At 63.2% G+C, this 15,094-nt stretch carries 13 protein-coding genes and 1 pseudogene; 1 reads left to right on the forward strand and 13 read right to left on the reverse strand.

Translation table 11 applies throughout. From position 1 onward, the window contains the following. Positions 1 to 7: 7 nt before the first annotated feature. Positions 8 to 1,558, reverse strand: a complete 1,551-nt coding sequence (locus tag F506_RS09740; protein ID WP_235471462.1) for an FHIPEP family type III secretion protein — start codon at positions 1,556 to 1,558, stop codon at positions 8 to 10. Between F506_RS09740 and F506_RS09745 the strand changes: the two genes are divergently transcribed. Further along, on the forward strand, positions 1,532 to 2,848 hold the full coding sequence (locus tag F506_RS09745; RefSeq protein WP_235471464.1) for a putative bifunctional diguanylate cyclase/phosphodiesterase: 1,317 nt from the start codon (positions 1,532 to 1,534) through the stop codon (positions 2,846 to 2,848). The two genes, F506_RS09740 and F506_RS09745, sit on opposite strands and share 27 nt — an antisense overlap. 29 nt (positions 2,849 to 2,877) lie before the next feature. Here F506_RS09745 and F506_RS09750 read toward each other — a convergent pair whose 3' ends face one another. From F506_RS09750 to paaA, 12 genes and pseudogenes are all read right to left on the reverse strand, one after another. Further along, a complete protein-coding gene (locus F506_RS09750; protein WP_053196998.1) occupies positions 2,878 to 3,744 on the reverse strand; it encodes a hypothetical protein in 867 nt (288 codons plus the stop codon). Continuing rightward, positions 3,714 to 4,091, reverse strand: a pseudogene (locus tag F506_RS22660) (phenylacetate--CoA ligase); the annotation flags it as partial. The gene F506_RS09750 and the pseudogene F506_RS22660, both read right to left, overlap by 31 nt. 34 nt (positions 4,092 to 4,125) lie before the next feature. Beyond that, entirely contained in the window at positions 4,126 to 6,621 is a 2,496-nt protein-coding gene (locus F506_RS09755; RefSeq protein WP_053197000.1) for a penicillin acylase family protein, read from the reverse strand. A 98-nt stretch (positions 6,622 to 6,719) separates the two neighbouring features. Continuing rightward, a complete protein-coding gene (gene paaI, locus F506_RS09760) occupies positions 6,720 to 7,247 on the reverse strand; it encodes a hydroxyphenylacetyl-CoA thioesterase PaaI (protein WP_053197002.1) in 528 nt (175 codons plus the stop codon). After that, the gene (gene paaH / locus F506_RS09765) at positions 7,240 to 8,784 is read right to left on the reverse strand and encodes a 3-hydroxyacyl-CoA dehydrogenase PaaH (RefSeq protein WP_053197004.1); all 1,545 of its coding nucleotides are present in this window, start codon (positions 8,782 to 8,784) and stop codon (positions 7,240 to 7,242) included. Before paaH ends, paaI begins: the two co-directional genes overlap by 8 nt. A 2-nt stretch (positions 8,785 to 8,786) precedes the next feature. Further along, positions 8,787 to 9,578 carry a 2-(1,2-epoxy-1,2-dihydrophenyl)acetyl-CoA isomerase PaaG gene (paaG, locus tag F506_RS09770; RefSeq protein ID WP_053197006.1) on the reverse strand — a complete coding sequence of 264 codons (792 nt, stop codon included), beginning with the start codon at positions 9,576 to 9,578 and terminating at the stop codon, positions 8,787 to 8,789. A 17-nt stretch (positions 9,579 to 9,595) separates the two neighbouring features. Continuing rightward, complete coding sequence (paaN, locus tag F506_RS09775; RefSeq protein ID WP_053197008.1) at positions 9,596 to 11,254, reverse strand: phenylacetic acid degradation protein PaaN; 1,659 nt, start codon at positions 11,252 to 11,254, stop codon at positions 9,596 to 9,598. Between the two features lie 41 nt (positions 11,255 to 11,295). After that, entirely contained in the window at positions 11,296 to 12,369 is a 1,074-nt protein-coding gene (gene paaE / locus F506_RS09780) for a 1,2-phenylacetyl-CoA epoxidase subunit PaaE (RefSeq protein ID WP_053197010.1), read from the reverse strand. A gap of 41 nt (positions 12,370 to 12,410) precedes the next feature. Beyond that, positions 12,411 to 12,950 carry a 1,2-phenylacetyl-CoA epoxidase subunit PaaD gene (gene paaD, locus F506_RS09785; protein ID WP_053197012.1) on the reverse strand — a complete coding sequence of 180 codons (540 nt, stop codon included), beginning with the start codon at positions 12,948 to 12,950 and terminating at the stop codon, positions 12,411 to 12,413. Further along, on the reverse strand, positions 12,947 to 13,699 hold the full coding sequence (paaC, locus tag F506_RS09790; protein ID WP_053197014.1) for a 1,2-phenylacetyl-CoA epoxidase subunit PaaC: 753 nt from the start codon (positions 13,697 to 13,699) through the stop codon (positions 12,947 to 12,949). Before paaC ends, paaD begins: the two co-directional genes overlap by 4 nt. A 22-nt stretch (positions 13,700 to 13,721) precedes the next feature. Next, positions 13,722 to 14,006, reverse strand: a complete 285-nt coding sequence (paaB, locus tag F506_RS09795; RefSeq protein ID WP_016836359.1) for a 1,2-phenylacetyl-CoA epoxidase subunit PaaB — start codon at positions 14,004 to 14,006, stop codon at positions 13,722 to 13,724. Between the two features lie 97 nt (positions 14,007 to 14,103). Next, a complete protein-coding gene (paaA, locus tag F506_RS09800; RefSeq protein ID WP_053201436.1) occupies positions 14,104 to 15,093 on the reverse strand; it encodes a 1,2-phenylacetyl-CoA epoxidase subunit PaaA in 990 nt (329 codons plus the stop codon). Position 15,094: the final 1 nt, after the last annotated feature.

A 15,094-nucleotide genomic window follows, 5' to 3' on the forward strand; every position in this document is an offset into this window, starting at 1 on the left:
GGTATCGTCAGACCTCGATCATGCCCACCGGCTTGACCTTGGCATGCTGGGTCAACTCCGAAAAAGCAAATACCGGCACCGGGAAGAACTCTTCTTCGATCAGCTTGCGCACCGAACGCCGGATGTCGGCGGCGGTGACCAGCACGGGCGGCGTGATCGGCGTACAGACGTTGGTGGAAAGATCGTTGAGCTTGTCGAGCAGCATTTGCTCCAGTTCGGAATCGATGTCCAGATAGCTGCCCTGGCTGGTCTGGCGCATGGCGTTGCGCAACTGGTCTTCCAGTTCAGGCGACAGCAGGATCACTTCGATCAGGCCGTCGCGTGCAGCCTCGAAGCAGAGTTGCCGCTTGAACGCCAGGCGCACGTAATCGGCGATGACGTCCGGATCGCGTTCCTTGGGCGCCCAGTCCAGTGTGGTTTCCAGCAACAGGCGCGCGTTGCGCAGCGACACGCCTTCTTTGGTCAGTCGCTGGACCACTTCGGTCAGGCGAGGTAGGGTCACCGATTTCAACACTTCCTTGCCCAGCTCCGGATAGCGTCGCTCGGCCCAGCGCGTGAATCGGATAACCTCGTTGACGCCGACGAACATCTGACAATTGCGCAGCAGCTCCACCTCGATGTCGGCGGCAAACACGGTTTCCCAGCGCTGCACCATGACGCCGTGTTCGGTCAGCCGGGCTTCGTCGTCCAGGCGCAACCAGACGCGTCGGCGGCGTGATCCGGAGATATTGCGCTCGACCGCCTGGAAGCCAAGTTCGGTGACCCGATCCAGGGTCTCGCGCGTGGCGCCCCAGCCGATCATGATTTCATTGTCCACCAGCGGCACTTCGGCCATGAGGAAATGCACGCGATTATCCGGCATGGTTTCCGAAAACTCGAATTCGATCGGCTTCAGGTCGGGAATGCCGCGCCGCTCCAGCATGCCGTTGCGCATGACGCGCACGGCGTTACGGATCATTTCGGCTTGCGGCGTGGCGCGCAGGGCTTCGGGCATGCGCAGGATGAACGGCGTGGTCGCGGAAAAATTGGTGAGATCGACGATGCCCGCATTCTTGCGCTCCAGCTCTTCGTTTTCGCGCTGAATCTCGGCATCGGCCAGCGGCTTCAGCAAGCCCACCACGCCGGAGACGAATAGCGCCAGCGACAGCGTGATGAACACCCCGGTCGGCATGCCCGGAATCAGGCCGAACAGCAACATGATGCCGGCCGCCGTCAGCAAGGCCTTGGGTTCGGCGAACAGCTGCGCGACGATGTCGCGGCCGACGTTGGATTTCTCTTCGCCTTCGCCTTCATCATCGTTGGTAACGCGCGTGGTAATGATGCCCGCGCCCAGCGAAATCAGCAACGCCGGAATCTGGGCGATCAGCGCGTCGCCGATGGACAGGATGGAATAGACACGCATGGCTTCGGCGGCGTCCATGTTGCGCTGGATGATGCCGATCGAAATGCCGCCGATCAGGTTGATGGCGACGATGCACAGGCCCGCGATGGCGTCGCCCTTGACGAATTTCATGGCGCCGTCCATGGCGCCGTGCAACTGGCTTTCCTGGCCGATCACGACAGCCTGACCGGCTTGCGCAACCGCAGCAGCCTGATGCGGATTTTCGCGCAGCAGATTGAAGCGGCGCAGGCGGCCGGTGAGACGCTGGCCTTGTTCTTCGTCGACCTCGACCGCTTCAAGACCGTCAACGACACGCTCGGTCATCACGCCGGCGATCAATTGCTGGTGGCGGCCGCTGAACGGCTGCGCGAGCAGTTGCGCCCGGACGACGTGCTGGCGCGCTTCGGCGGCGACGAGTTCGTCGTCGTGCTGGGCGGCTCGCCTCCACAGGCCATGATTGCGGCCATTGCGCAGCGCCTGATCAACAGCATCCTGCAGCCGTTCACAATCAACGGCCACGAGATGTTCATCAGCGCCAGCATCGGCAGCGCGGCTTATCCGGAACACGGTGAAGACGCCATCACGCTGCTCAAGAATGCCGACATCGCGATGTACCACGCCAAGGATCGCGGCAAGAACGCCTTCCAGCTGTTCAACAAGGAAATGAGCAATCATGCGCTCGAGCAGATGCTGCTCGAAAACAGCCTGCGCCACGCCATCGAACGCAAGGAATTCGAACTGTACTACCAGCCGCAGTTTTCGGCGCAGGACGGCGCCATCTGCGGCGCCGAAGCGCTGATTCGCTGGCGTCATCCGACGCGCGGGCTGGTGACGCCGGGCATGTTCATCACGCTGGCCGAACAGACCGGCCTGATCGTGCCGCTGGGCGCGTGGGTGCTGCGCGAAGCCTGCCGCCAAGGCAAGGCCTGGCTGGATCGCGGCTATCAGTTCGGGCGCATTGCGGTAAATTTGTCGCCGCGCCAGTTTTCATCGGACGACCTGCTTGCCACGATCGACAATGCGCTCGATCAGAGCGGCCTGCCGTCGGCCATGCTCGAGCTGGAAATCACCGAAGGTGCGATCATGCAGAATCCGCAGGAAGCGGTGGTGCTGCTCCAGCGCATGCGTGAACTGGGCGTGACGATTTCGGTGGATGATTTCGGCACCGGCTATTCGTCGCTGGCCAGTCTCAAGCAATACCCGCTCGATACGCTCAAGATCGACCGCAGTTTCGTCAAGGGCATCCCAGCCGACGCCGACGATGTCGCCATCACCGAGGCCATCGTCGCCATCGCCCACAAGCTGCATCTGAAGGTGGTTGCCGAAGGCGTCGAGTCGCAGGAGCAGCACGATTTCCTGCGTGCAGCCGGCTGCGACATGGTGCAGGGTTATCTGCATTCGCAACCGCTGACGGCCAGTGAAATCGAGCAGCACTGGTATCTCGGCGGTGCACAGGCGGAGACCTGACGCGCTGCTTCCATTGCCTGTCTGCCGCGTCACTCCCTGTTCTGCCGCGCATATTCCTTGCGTTTCATGACCAGATATTCGTTCTTGTCGACCTCATGCAGTTGGCGCGGGTAGCGTTCGGTGGCGCTGAACCAGGTTTGCAAGCGTTGCTCCAGCTGCTGCTGCGGCGGTGCCGCCAGACCGCTGAGGAAGGCGTCAATCGCGAGGTAGTAGCGCATGGTATTGCGTTCCACCGTGCCGCGCATGCCGCCGATATAGCCGCTCTTGTCGGACTTATCCTGCGTGAATCCGACCTTGTCGCTGCCGGCGGTGGCAAGATAGGCGCGCAGCGCCACGCGGCTGGCCAGGCCGAACGAGTAGGAATACGTCAGATGCAGGAAGCTGCGGCCGTCGCCGAGCGGCACTGCTTCCAGCTGGATGCGATAGTCGCGCGTGTCGATCGGTCCCTTGTCTGCGGCCAGGCGGACGTCGAAGTAGTCGTCGCCGTTGGCCGGCACGCGGTAGTTGAAGTCGATCCGGTAGGCGTCGTCGATGGCCTGATCGTGCTTCTTGCCGACGCGCATGCTCAGCGTGGCGGGATTCTGACCAGGACCTGGACGGCAGTATTTGGTGTTGAGATGCAGTATCAGCACGTCGCACCAGTGCGCCGGCGTGGTCAGCGAGTTGCGCACCTGGGCAAACGGATAATCGATCACGGCATAGATGTCGCCCTTGATGCTGGATGAGCTTTCGGTCGAATTGAGATACAGCGGACGCGCAAATTGATTGTTCGTCAATTGCGGCTGCAGCGCCTGGTATTTTTCCTGCAGGGCAGGGCCGCCGGAGGATTCGGCGGCCAGGGCGGAGGCGCACACCGCCAACGACACCGCGAGCAGCGCGCCACCACGGTGGCCCAGGTGTCGATGTCGTTCTGGGTGTAGCCGACCACGGTCGGCTTGCCGGTGGTGCCGCTGGAGGCGTGGATGCGCACGACCTGTTCACGCGGCACCGCGAACATGTTGAACGGATAGTTGTCGCGCAGGTCCTTCTTGCCGGTGAAGGGGAATTTCGCCAGGTCGGCCAGCGTCTTCAGGTCATCCGGATGTACGCCGGCGGCGTCGAATGACGCGCGGTAGTGCGGCACGTTGTCGTAGGCATGCTTGAGTGACCACTTCAGGCGCTGCAATTGCAAGGCCTGCAATTCGTCCTTGCTGGCGGTTTCGATGGCTTCCAGGTCGCCTGGTTGTGGGGTGCGTTGTGGCATGGTGGTCTCCGTGAGGGATCTGTTCTATGGTTGGCTAATTGTTTGTCAGTTGTTTGGTCGATTCGGTATGGCGATCAACCTCGGCGGGTGTCAGCGCCTCGGCTTTGCAGCCGAAGTCCTTGAACAGCGACATCTGGTCGGCATAGTGCGCCGATTTGCGGCCGTCGGGTGCGATGAAGCCGCTCTGGCCGGGCGGCGCGGCCGTGCATAGCGTGACGCCGCGCGCGCCGAGCACCATCTTGTCGTTTTGCGAACCGCGGTTCATGAAGCTGGGCAGTGTCAGCAGTTCGTCCGCACCGGCTTGCGGCGCTCCGATGAAGTTGCTGGTGAGGAATTTGTGTTTCACCACCGGCGTGCGCCAGGTCGCGGTGTCGCGGCCATGGCGCGTCTCCAGTTCGGCCATGGCCTGCGCCAGTGTGGCGCGCAGCACCGCGTTCTTGTCTTCTCCGTTGAAGAAGTCGTAGGTCTGTGGAACACCGGCCGTGGCGCCCAGCAGTGCGTTGTAGATCAGTTTCATGCCATTGCCGGGCCGGATGCTGGCTACCTGCGTGTCGCCGGCATAGCCGCTGTCCAGGTAGGCGGCCAATACCTCGGGGGGCAGGTCGTCGGCCAGCACCTTCTTATACAGGATGGGCAGCCAATGCATCATCAGCGTGGTGGCGGGGCTGTCGTAGACGCCGCGCTCGGCCGGATCGTCGTTGAGCATGTTCCAGTCGGCCAGCAGTTGCGCCGCACGCCGGGCAGGATCGCCGGCTGCCAGGCCGCGCGTGGCCTCGAGGACGAACGGCACGATATAGCGGGCGTTGGTGTCCGCGTAGGCGGTGATGCGATTGAGTCCCCACAGCTCGTCCGGCGTCAGCCTGGGCTTGGCTTCGAGGCGCGCGGTGAACTCGCGCACGCGGTCCACCACCGAGTAGTTGCCGCCGTCGCTGACTGCGCCCGGCGCCGACTGGTTGTTCCAGTTGGCGATGTATCCCTGCGCCGGATTGAAAGTCCTGGGGTTGTCGCTGAAGGGGCGGATGCCAAGCCATTCCATCGAACCGTCGCCCACCGCCGGCAGCCGGATGTCCTGCGCGGCCGGCCGGATCGGCAGGCGGCCGGGAGACACGTAGCCGATGTTGCCGCTGGTGTCCGAGTAGTACCAGTTGATCGTGATGGCCACGCGCGAGGCCTGCGCCAGCCACTGGTCCCAGCTGGTCGCCTGCATCGAATGGATCCAGCCGAGCAAGGACTCCAGTTCGTAGCCGTCCCAGCTGCGCTTCATCGTATAAGCGGCGCCATTCGGCAAATCGAAGTTGGTGACGATGCCATGGGTGGTGGCGTAAATGTCGACGCTCTCGTCAGCCTGGCCTTTGACGCGGATCACCTCGGTGCGCTTCGTCATCGGGCGCATGGCGCCGTTGAAGAGATACTCGTGCGGGTTGGCAGGATTGAGCTTTTCCTGATACATGTCGTTCACGTCCAGCGGGCCGGCGGTAGCGCCCCAGGCGATCTTGCCGTTGGTGCCGAAGAGGACCACCGGATACGCGAACGGGGTATTGCCGGTGACGTCGAAGCCTGCACCATGCAGGCCGATGCCGAACACATAGGACGGATTGAACCAGTTGAACTGCGGGCCGTTGATGAATACCGTGCTGCCGTCGGTGGTCTTGCCCGGGCCGGCGATCCACAGGTTGCTGGCGATCGGACGGGTCCATGGTTCGGCGACGCCGCGGCGGGCTGCATCAATGTCGTTGCGGGCGCTAAGTAATTCAGGCGAGACAGGCGCCAGGCGAACGGCGTTGCCATCGAGCGGCGCTGACGCCGTCTTGAGAGGCGCTACCGTGCGCGGCACCGTGGTTGGTGCGAGAGGGTCTTCCACCCAGCGGATCTGGTCGAACAGCCGGCGTCCGGCGACTTCGCCCTTTGCCTTGCGCAGTTGATCCAGCAAGCGCAGGTTGGCGACTTCACTGCTCACGTTGGAATAACGATTGGCCATGGTGCCGATCCAGATCATGGCCACGTCGTAACCCGTCCAGTCGGCCTTCGGCGTGAAGCCGGCATCGCTGAACTGTTTGGGCAGCAGTGTCGCCTGCGCCTTCAGAACCTCGTTGACACGCGCGTTAAAGCCGGCGGCATAGCCGTCGAAGATCGCTTTGTCATCGGCTGACAGGGCCGCCATCTGGGCGCGGATGGACGCGGGCGTGAAGCCCGAGCGGCTGCCCTTGTCGAGCGCGACATAGGCCGGCCCCATCACTTCGGAGACGGTGCCGAGCACGGCGCGGCGGGCCATTTCCATCTGGAACAGGCGATCCTCGGCGACCACATAGCCGAATCCGTAAAACAGGCCGCGCACATCGTTGGCGTACACATGCGGCACGCCATAGTTGTCGCGCTTGATCGTGATCTTGCCGGCAGGGACGGCGACCTGGTCCGGCGTCCGATCTGCCGCTTGGTCCGCCGCGACGCATGCAGTGGACGCGAAGGCGGCGCATGCGAGCAGCGTGAGCGCGGCACAAGCGCGGGGGATCAATCTGTAACGTCGTTGCATGACGGTCTCCGTACGTGATCAGCTCGGTGAGTGATCGTTTCTAATGGGCGCTTTTGAATCTGCGCTTGTGGAAGGTGGTACGTGGTAAGTGGTAATGCTCAGGACACGGATACCGCTGCATTCTTCGCCAGCGCCGTCGCATCGAGCCCGGCGATGACTTCGCCCTTGATGCGATACGACTTGCCGCGGAACAGCGCGATGCGCTTGCCGTCCTGGTTGGTGACGGTGATGTCGTAGACGCCGGTGCGTCCCGCCAGCGATTGCTCGATGGCTTCCGCCGTCAGCACGTCGTTGACCGCACCCGGAGCCAGGTACTCGATGCTGCAGCCGGACGCGACCGTGGCCTGGTTGCGGCTGTTGCATGAAAAAGCAAATGCGCTGTCGGCCAGCGCAAAGATGAAGCCGCCGTGGCAGGATGCATGGCCGTTGAGCATGTCCGAACGCACCAGCATCGACAGGCGCGCATAGCCGGGACGCACTTCATGGATCTTCATGCCCAGCGCCTGCGTGGCGTTATCGCGCGCATACATGGACTTGGCGGTGGCTTCGGCCAGGGCTTGTGCTTCTTCAGGATTCAGTGCAACAGCGGGCACAACGGCAACGGCGTTGAGGGTTGCTTCAGGCATGGAACTTTCCTTTACTTGCGGTTTTTCTCATGATCAGCGGCGACACGCGATAGCGGTCTTCGCCATAGGCGGCAGCCAGGTGCGACAGCACGCCGGCAACGGTGTCGAGTCCGATGGCGTCGGCCCAGGCCAGCGGCCCGCGCGGATAGTTGACGCCTTTCTGCATCGCCATGTCGGCGTCGGCGGCGCTGCATACGCCCTGGTTGACGGTGTCGGCGGCTTCGTTGGCGAGCATCGCCACGGTGCGCATGACCGCCATGCCAGGCACGTCGTCCAGGCGCGACACCGCGAAGCCGGCCGCCTGCAGCAGCGCCACGATGGCGGCGTATGCGGCATCGCTGCATTGATCGGCGCGCGTCACCGCCACGCGCGTGGCCTTGTTGAAGTCCAGCGCCAGGTCGATCAGCACGGTATCGGCATGGCCGTTGTCGGCGGCGCGCTGCGTGGCGCTGCGGCCGTCGGTCAGATAGGCCTTGGCGTTGCCGCATTGGAGCACCAGATTGTCGACGCCGGAGGGAGTGCTGCGTTCGACACTCATGCCGCCCAGACGCGCTGCCAGCGCTTCGGCCAGCGGTCCCGTACCGTGCAGCTGCACTACGCCGGAAGGGCGTGCCGCGGCAGCTTCGGTGGCCGGTTCCGGCATGGCGGCAGCGTCGCCATAGCGATAGAAACCGCGCCCGCTCTTGCGTCCGAGGAAGCCGGCGTTGACCAGCTCCTGCTGAATCAGCGACGGCGTAAAACGCGGATCGGTGAAGTAAGCATGAAACACCGATTGCGTCACCGCGAAGTTGACGTCATGCCCGATCAGGTCCATCAGCTCGAACGGCCCCATGCGGAAGCCGCCGGCTTCGCGCAGGATGGCGTCGATGGTGGCCGGCTCGGCCGCTTGCTCGTTGAGGATGCGCAGCGCTTCGGCGTAATACGGACGCGCGACGCGGTTGACGATGAAGCCCGGCGTCGATTTGGTGTGCACCGGATTCTTGCCCCAGGCCAGCGCGGTGTCGTACACGCACCCGGCCACGGCCGCATCGCTGGCCAGGCCGCTGATGATTTCGACCAGCGCCATCAACGGCACCGGGTTGAAGAAGTGCATGCCCACCAGGCGTTGCGGCAGCCGCAGCGCCGCGCCGATGCTGGTGATGGAAATCGACGACGTGTTGCTGGCGAAGATGCAATCGTCCGCCACCACCGCTTCCAGGTCGGCGAACAGCTTGCGTTTGACGTCGAGGTTTTCGACGATGGCTTCGACCACGAGGCCGGCTTCGGCCAGTTCGGACAAGGCCGACGCCGGACGTAGGCGCGCCTTGGCGGCGCCTGCTTCAGCAGCCGTCATGCGGCCTTTGCCGGCCAGCTTGTCGAACATGCCGCCGATGTCGGCGATGGCTTTGACCACCGCCTCGGCGCGCGTGTCGAACAACTGCACGCTGTAGCCGGCCGCTGCCGCCACCTGGGCGATTCCTGCTCCCATGGCGCCGCTGCCGATGACGGCAACCGTGCGTGAAGGTGGCAATGCTTGGGATTGGTTGATGCCGGACATGCTCATTCTCCGGTGAACAGCGGCGCGCGCTTTTCCAGGAAGGCCGTGACGCCTTCCTTGTAGTCGCGGCTGTAGCCGAGCGCGCGCATGCTGTCGCGTTCCAGCGCCAGTTGTTCGGTCAGGGTATTGGCCGGGCTTTGATAAATCGCGGCCTTGGTGTGCGCCAGACCCTTGGTCGGCGCAGAGGCGAAATGCTGCGCCATGGCGCGCGCTTCGGTCTGCAGCTTGTCGTCGTCGACGCATTTCCAGATCAGGCCCCATTGCTCGGCTTGTTCTGCGCTCAGCTTGTTGCCCAGCATCGCCAGGCCCATGGTGCGCGCCGTACCGACCAGGCGCGGCAGGAAATACGTGCCGCCGGTATCCGGCAGCAGGCCCAGCTTGCAGAACACTTCGACGAAGCTGGCCGACCGCGCCGCCAGCACGATGTCGCACGCCAGCGGGATATTGGCGCCGGCGCCCGCCGCTACGCCATTGACCGCGCAGATCACCGGGAAGGGCAGGGAGCGCAGCGTCTGCACCAGCGGGCCGTAGTATTTTTCAATCGATTCGCCGAGGTCGACGGCGCCGTCGCCCGGCTTCACCGCGCGGTCGGACAAGTCTTGTCCGGCGCAGAAGCCGCGTCCGGCGCCGGTCAGCAGCAATACACGCACACCGGCATCGGCCTTGATGCGCTCAAGCGCGTCGCGCACTTCCAGATGCATGGCGACGGTGAAGCTGTTGAGCTTGTCAGGCCGGTTCAGCGTGATGACGGCGATGCCGCCGGTGTTTTCAAACAGGATGGATTCGTATTGCATGGCATTTTCCTCAATGATCAGACAGGTTCGCGGATTTGCACCACGCGGAAACGGCTGGCGACAAAGGCCGTATCGGCCAGCGCGGCGTTGGCGGCCGGATTGGCGCCGGTGCCGTGGAAGTCGCTGAAAGCCGCCGACTGGTTGACGAACACGCCGCCGGTCAGGTTCAGCGACAGCGCCACGCCGGCTTCGGCTGCGGCGTCGCCCAGCGCTTCCTTGACCGCCGCATCGGTGGTGTAGGCCGACAGCGTCAGCGCGCCATGTTCGCGTACGGTTTTCTCGGCCAGCTTGATGCTCACGGCGGTGCTGTCGGTGGCGACGGCAAACGAGACCGGGCCGAAGAATTCCTCCGTCACAGCCTTGCCGTCGGCGACCTTCACCAGTAACGGCGTACGGATGCGCGCATCGGGGAATTGCGGATGCTGCAGCGAGGTGCTGTCGAGCACGACCTCGCCGATCTTGCGGGCGGCATCGATACGGTCGAGCACGGCGGTGTTCTGGATCGCGCCCAGCAATTCCACCGCCTTGACCGGATCGCCGGTCAGCTTGTTGATGGCGTCGGCGATCGCAGCCACCACGGCGTCGAAGCTCACATGGCCTTCGGCGGTGGCTATGCCGTCTTTCGGGATGTAGATGTTTTGCGGCGTGGTGCACATCTGGCCGGAGTACAGCACCAGCGAGAAAGCGATGTTGCGCGCCATGCCCTTGAAGTCGGCGGTCGAGTCGATGACGATTTGGTTGACGCCGGATTTTTCCGTGAAGACCTGCGCTTGCAGCGCGTTGCGCTCCAGCCAGTTGCCGTTGGCGGAACTGCCGGTGAAGTCGATCAGCTTGATCTCGGGACGCAGCGCCAGTTCGGTGGCGACCTTGTCGCCGGCTTCATGCGCGACCAGGGTGACGACGTCGGGATTGAAGCCTGCTTCGGCGATGACCGCGCGTGCGATCTCGACGGTGATCGCCAGCGGCAGGATCGCGCCCGGATGCGGCTTGACGATCACGGTGTTGCCGGTCGCCAGATCGGCGAACAGGCCGGGATAGCTGTTCCAGGTGGGGAAGGTGCAGCAGCCGATCACCAGGCCGATACCGCGCGGCACGATGCGGAAGTGCTTTCGCATCTTCAGCGGATCGTGTTTGCCTTGCGGTTTTTCCCAAAACGCATTGGCCGGAATGCGGCTGGTTTCCTGCCACGCGTAGGCAATCGCTTCGACGGCGCGATCCTGCGCATGCGGGCCGCCGGCCTGGAATGCCATCATGTAGGCCTGGCCGGTGGTGTGCATGACGGCGTGGGCGATTTCGAAGCTGCGGGCGTTCAGGCGCGCGACAATCTCCAGCGCGACGCCGGCCCAGACTTCCGGTCCGGCCTTGCGCCAGGCCACGCCTGCCGCGGCCGAGCCTTGCAGCAGCTGATCGATGTCGGCCTTCGGATAAGTGATGCCGAGCGCCGGGCCGTATGGCGAGACTTCATTGCCGGTGCGACCGATGGTGCCGGCCTGGCCAATCTCGAACGGGCGGTTGAGGCGCGCATCGTAAGCGGCCTTGCCGTCGTCGGCGGCGGTTTCGCCATAGACGCGCGGGCTCGGGCTTTCGCTGTACGGACTCCAGTAGCCGCGTTCGCCAATCGCCTGTACAGCTTTATCCAGCGTGGCGCGGTGGCGGTCAAAGAAGGTGGTCGACATGTGGTCTCCTGAATGATTATGTGTGGTCGACGAGGTGCGGGTCAGTTGTCCTGATCGAAGTCGATCAGCAGCTTGTCGGTGACCGGGAAGCTCTGGCAGCTCAGCACGAAGCCGCGCGCGATTTCATAGTCTTCCAGGCAGTAGTTGGCATCCATGTCGACCTTGCCTTCGACGATCTTGCAGCGGCAGGTGGCGCAGACGCCGCCCTTGCACGAATAGCGCATGTCGATGCCGTGCTTGAGGCCGGCGTCGAGCAGCGATTCCTTTTCCTTCTCCATCGTGAAGACGGTGTGGTAGCCGTCGACGATCACGGTCACTTCGCATTCCTGCTTGCCGACCACCGGGCGCGCTGCCACGGCTTTGTGTTTCGGGATGCTGGCGGCGAACAGTTCGACCTTGATGGCGGACTTGTCCAGGCCGTTGGCCTGCAGCGATTCGCTGACGGCGTTGAGCATGTCTTCCGGACCGCAGATGAAGGCAGCGTCGATGTCGTCGAGGTCGATCCAGGATTTGAAGAACTGGTCGCACTTTTCGCGTGTGATGCGGCCGTTGAACAGCTCCACATCCTGCTGTTCGCGGCTCATGACGTAGACCACGTTGAGGCGTTCGAGGTAAGTGTCCTTCAGGTCGGTCAGTTCTTCCTTGAAGATCACCGACGACGATGCGCGGTTGCCGTACACCAGCGTGAAGCGGCTGTCCGGTTCGGTCAGCAGCGTGGTCTTGACGATCGACAGCATCGGCGTGATGCCGCTGCCGGCCGCGAAGGCCAGGTAGTGCTTTTTATTGCCGGCGTCCAGCGGCAGGTTGAAGTGACCCATCGGCGGCATCACTTGCAGGCTCTGGCCCGGCTTGAGCGTATCGTTGGCCCAGGTCGAGAAGACGCCGCCTTGCGTGCGCTTGATCGCCACGCGCAGCTGGTCGTCCTGCACCGCTGAACAAATGGAATACGAGCGGCGCAGGTCTTCGCCGTTGATTTCCGAGCGCAGCGTCAGGTGCTGGCCCTGTTTGTATTGAAAGGTCTCTTTGAGTTCGGCCGGTACGTCGAAGGACACGACGATGGTGTCGCGGGTCTCGTTCTTCACGTTGCCGACGGTCAGAGGATAAAATTTGCTCATGATGGGTGTCTGCCTGATGTGCTGAGGCGCCTGTTGAAGTATCAATGGGCCTTGAAATAATCGAACGGCTCCAGGCAATCCTTGCACTGGTACAGGGATTTGCAGGAGGTTGAACCGAACTGGCTGACGACCACGGTGTGCATCGATCCGCAATGCGGGCAGGCTACCTCGGGCACCTGCTGCCGTTTGCGGCTTATACCGCTGATGTCGATCACCTGTTGCGCCGGCGGTGCGATGCCGTAGCCCTTGAGCCGGCTCTTGCCGTGCTCGCTCATCCAGTCGGTGCTCCAGGCCGGCGACAGCCGTGTCTGGATATTGACGCCGGCAACGCCGTGCTGCGCCAGCACTGCGATGATCTCCTGGGAAATCACCTGCATGGCCGGGCAGCCGGAATAGGTCGGCGTGATCACGACGGTGCATTGCACTTCCTGCTGGTCGTCCGTGCTGACTTGTACGTCGCGCACGATGCCCAGGTCCACCACCGAAATCACCGGGATTTCGGGATCAGGGACCAAGTGCAGCCAGCTCCAGATCTGTTCCTGGAGCTGCTCGGCCGACAGGCTGGAAGCGCTCGCGTTCACCAGGTAGCTCCGGGATAGGCGCGCTGCAGGAACTGCATTTCCGCCAGCAGGTAGCCGAGGTGTTCGGTGTGCTTGCCTTGTTTGCCGCCGCTCTGCATCCAGGCGTCGGCCGGCGGTGTCTGCAGGGTGGCTTCAGTCAGGATTTCCTGCACGTGCTGCAGCCATTGCGCACGGATTTTATCCGGCGCAGGCGCAACGCCTTCCTGTTGCATGGCCAGGTCGGTGGCGTCGCTGCTGAACAGTTCACCGGTGTACGGCCACAGATAGTCAACAGCCTGCTGCACCATGCGATGGCTCAGTTCGGTGCCGTCGCCGAGACGCACGATCAGGTCACCGCTGCGGCGCACGTGATAGGTCACTTCCTTGATCGACTTTTGTGCGATCTCGGCGATGCGTGCATCGGTCGAGGTCGTCAGCGCTTCCAGCAGGAAGTAATGCGCTGCGTCGAAGAAGAACTGGCGCACCAGCGTATCCGCATAGTTGCCGTTGGGTTGTTCGACCAGCAGCACGTTGCTGAACTGGTGGGCGTCGCGCAGGAAGGCCAGCTGGTCTTCACCGCGGCCGGCGCCTTCGAGTTCGCCGGCGTACGACAGCCACATCCGCGCCTGGCCGATCAGGTCCAGGGAGACGTTGGTCAAGGCCATATCCTCTTCCAGGGCCGGGCCCTTGCCGCACCATTCGGACAGGCGCTGGCTGAGGATCAGCGCGTTGTCGCCGAGGCGGCGTACATAGGTTGTTTTATCTGACATGCCGATTTCCTGAGCGCAAGGGTTAGAGGTTCTTCACTTCTTCCGGCATCGGGAAGAAGGTCGGGTGGCGATACACCTTGTTGTTGGCCGGCTCGAACAGTGCGACCTTGTCGCCCGGGCTGCTGGAAACGATATCGGCGGCGCGCACCACCCAGATGCCGACGCCTTCGTTGCGGCGGGTGTAGACGTCGCGCGCATTGTTGATCGCCATCTCGGCATCAGGCGCGTGCAGGCTACCGACGTGCTTGTGCGCCAGGCCGTGCTGACTGCGGATGAAAACTTCCCATAGCGGCCATTCTTTACTCATCATCTTTTCCTTTGGACTGGACCGGCCCGCGCTGAAAACAGGTAACAGGTGGCCGGTCGTGGCTGTGTTGTATTGGATTGCGTATTTGTGCAGATACTTATGCGGCGGCTTGTGCCGTCTGCTTTTTCTCGGCGTGGGCGACCAGCGCATCGCGGAACCATGCGCCGTCGTCGTAGGCCTTCTTGCGCGTCTGCAGGCGCTCGCGATTGCAAGGGCCGTTGCCGCGCAGGACGTTGTGGAATTCTTCCCAGTCGATCTGGCCGAAGTCGTAGCGGCCGGTTTCCTCGTTCCATTTGAGGTCCGGATCCGGCACGGTCAGGCCGAGGTATTCGGCTTGCGGCACGGTCTGGTCGACCATGCGCTGGCGCAGCTCGTCATTGGAGAACAGCTTGATGCGCCATTGCGCCGACTGCGCGCTGTTGACCGAGGCGGCATCGGACGGGCCGAACATCATCAGCGACGGCCACCACCAGCGATTGAGGGCATCCTGCGCCATCTGCTTTTGTTCCGGCGTGCCTTTGCACAGCGCCATCATGATGTCGTAGCCTTGGCGCGCATGGAAGGATTCTTCCTTGCACACGCGCACCATGGCGCGCGCATACGGACCGTAAGAGCAGCGGCACAGCGGGATCTGGTTGATGATGGCGGAGCCGTCGACGAGCCAGCCGATGGCGCCCATGTCGGCCCACGACAGCGTCGGATAATTGAAGATGCTGGAATACTTGGCTTTGCCGGAGTGCAGGTCGGCCAGCAATTGATCGCGCGATACGCCCAGGGTTTCGGCGGCGCTGTACAGGTACAGGCCGTGACCGGCTTCATCCTGGATCTTGGCCAGCAGCACGGCCTTGCGCTCCAGCGTCGGCGCGCGCGTGACCCAGTTCGCCTCCGGCAACTGGCCGACGATTTCCGAGTGCGCGTGCTGCGACACCTGGCGGATCAGCGTCTTGCGATAGGCATCGGGCATCCAGTCCTTCGGCTCGATCTTGACGCCGTCGTCGATGCGCGCCTGGAATGCGCGTTCTTCGGGGCTCATCTCATCGAGCGAGCGCACGTTCTTGAGGCCGGTCTCTACCAGTTGTGCATACATG

The sequence above is a fragment of the Herbaspirillum hiltneri N3 genome (assembly GCF_001267925.1).
Lineage (GTDB): Bacteria > Pseudomonadota > Gammaproteobacteria > Burkholderiales > Burkholderiaceae_D > Herbaspirillum > Herbaspirillum hiltneri.